We start from the raw sequence: 2,135 nt of genomic DNA, 5'->3' as shown, positions 1-2,135 counted from the left end.
GTGCCCGCGAGCACGGTGCGGCCCACATCGGATGCGGCCGGCAGCGGGCCGGTGGCCATGGCGGGGATGGCCGCCGCGCATGCCATGGATAGGCATGCCGCGGCGACGGGGATAAGGCGCGGAAGGCGCATGAATTCCTCTTTCACTCGTGATGATGCACTTGAAGGAGGCGACCGGAGACGGCCTGACGGTCGTGGCTCGGGAGGCCCGGCCGCCGAATCATAATGGTAACCATTATTATGATTTACGATAGCAGAGCCGTCGACCGAGCCCGCTCACGTGATCGCACAGCCCCCGGAATACGGCGATGGCCCCCGGCATGTCGCCGGGGACCATCGTCGCCTCATCACATCATCACGCCGCGCTGCAGAACAAGGGCAGCGGGGAAACCAGAGCCTAGAACGCCCAGTCGTCATCGTCGGTGGACACGGAATGCCCGATGATGTACGAGGAACCCGAACCCGAGAAGAAGTCGTGGTTCTCATCCGCGGAGGGCGAGAGCGCCGCCATGATCTCGGGGCTCACATGGGTCTCCTCGACGGAGAAACGCGTCGGATAGCCCAGGTTCATGAGCGCCTTGTTGGCGTTGTAGCGCACGAAGGCCTCCACGTCGTCCATGAAGTCGAAGCCCGCGTACAGCTGGCGCGAGTAGCGCAGCTCCAGGTCGTAGAGCCGGTCGAGCAGATCCATGGTGAAGTCGTGCAACGCACGCTGATCCGCCGCCGAGCGCTGCTCGAGGCCGCGCTGGTACTTGTAGCCCGAGTAGTAGCCGTGGATGGCCTTGTCGCGCAGGATCAGTCGGATCATGTCGGCGGTGTTCATGAGCTTGGCACGCGAGGAGAAGTGCAGCGGCAGATAGAAGCCCGCGTACAGCAGCAGGGAGGACAGCAGGGTCGCGGCGACCTTGCGGTGCAGCGGGTCGTCGCTTTCGTACTCGACCAGCACGGTGCGCACGCGCTCCTGCAGCAGGTCGTTGCCCACGGCCCAGCGGTAGGCCGCGTCGATCTGCTCGCCGGAGCACAACGTGGAGAAGATCGAGGAGTAGGAGCGGGCGTGCACGGACTGCATGAAGGCGATATTCGTGTAGATCGCCTGCTCGTGTTCGGTGCGGGCGTGCTCGATCTGGCAGATCTCGCCGACCGTCGCCTGCGTGGTGTCGAGCATCGTCAGGCCGGTGAAGACGCGCACGGTCGTGTCGCGCTCCTGCTGGGTCAGCGAGTTCCAGGAGGGGATGTCGTTGGACAGCGGCACCTTCTCGGGCAGCCAGAAGTTGGCGATCAGACGGTTCCAGACCTCGAGGTCCTTCTCATCCACAATGCGGTTCCAGTTCACCGGGCGAATCCGGCCCTCATGGTTGTAGCGGAACTGCGGAGGGGTAATCGACCGCTCCATCATCTCGTCATCGGCGAGCGCCACCTTCTCGGAGGTTTCGACCTGGCCCATGTTCGTCCTTTCGTACGCGTCGTGCGCACGCCGGGGCCACTGGCCCACCCGTGCGGCGGGATCGTTGCGGCGTGCACACCATGCCGCAGTAGGACTCCCGCATCCGACGACAACTACATGTAGTTCATCGTTTGCCTATCAAACACCACATATAGTACTTTTGTGCGGGCCGCGACATGGCATGGGTTCGTGTGAAATATCTTACACACGTGCCATGCGCACGAATCAGCGGTGCAACGCCTCGGCCAGATCGCGGCTGCGGAAGTGCTCGCGCAGCAGGCTGTACCCGCCGAAGCACGCGAGCCATACCAGACCGGCGATGCCGGCGCCGCGGGTGTCCGGGGCAATGAACAGCGTCACATACACGAAGGCGAAGAACGCGATGGCGATGACGCCGGTCCAACGATAGGCGGGCATGATGAAGCCGTCGGGGATGAAGTCCGCCGAGCGGCGGTACCGCTGATGGGCGACCATGGTCAGGATGTAGATGAAGATGATCACGGCGCTCGAGGCCGAGGAGAACAGCACGAAGGCGCCCGAGATGCCCGGGATCATGTCAACGAACGGCGCGAGCACGATGAGCGCCGCCGACAGCAGGATCGCCCTCGCCGGGACCTTGGACTTCGAGACCACCCCGAGCTTCACRASCCGCTACGCCWCRACTGTGTGCCAGGGGTGACATGCTGCGGTTG

At 63.9% G+C, this 2,135-nt stretch carries 1 protein-coding gene and 1 pseudogene; both read right to left on the bottom strand.

The features are described from left to right. Positions 1-396: 396 nt before the first annotated feature. On the bottom strand, positions 397-1,392 hold the full coding sequence (gene nrdF / locus BMON_RS09035) for a class 1b ribonucleoside-diphosphate reductase subunit beta (RefSeq protein WP_051918057.1): 996 nt from the start codon (positions 1,390-1,392) through the stop codon (positions 397-399). Between the two features lie 276 nt (positions 1,393-1,668). After that, a pseudogene (locus BMON_RS09030) lies at positions 1,669-2,085 on the bottom strand (amino acid permease); the annotation flags it as partial. Positions 2,086-2,135 lie beyond the last annotated feature (50 nt).

The organism is Bifidobacterium mongoliense DSM 21395 (assembly GCF_000741285.1).
Classification (GTDB): domain Bacteria; phylum Actinomycetota; class Actinomycetes; order Actinomycetales; family Bifidobacteriaceae; genus Bifidobacterium; species Bifidobacterium mongoliense.
The sequence above is the reverse complement of the archived record's forward strand: the minus strand, read 5'-3'. Positions and strand labels throughout refer to the sequence as shown.

Bases quoted from the DNA above. Each gene is read 5' to 3' on its own strand.
- nrdF (WP_051918057.1), bottom strand. From the start codon at position 1,392: ATGGAGCGGTCGATTACCCCTCCGCAGTTCCGCTACAACCATGAGGGC.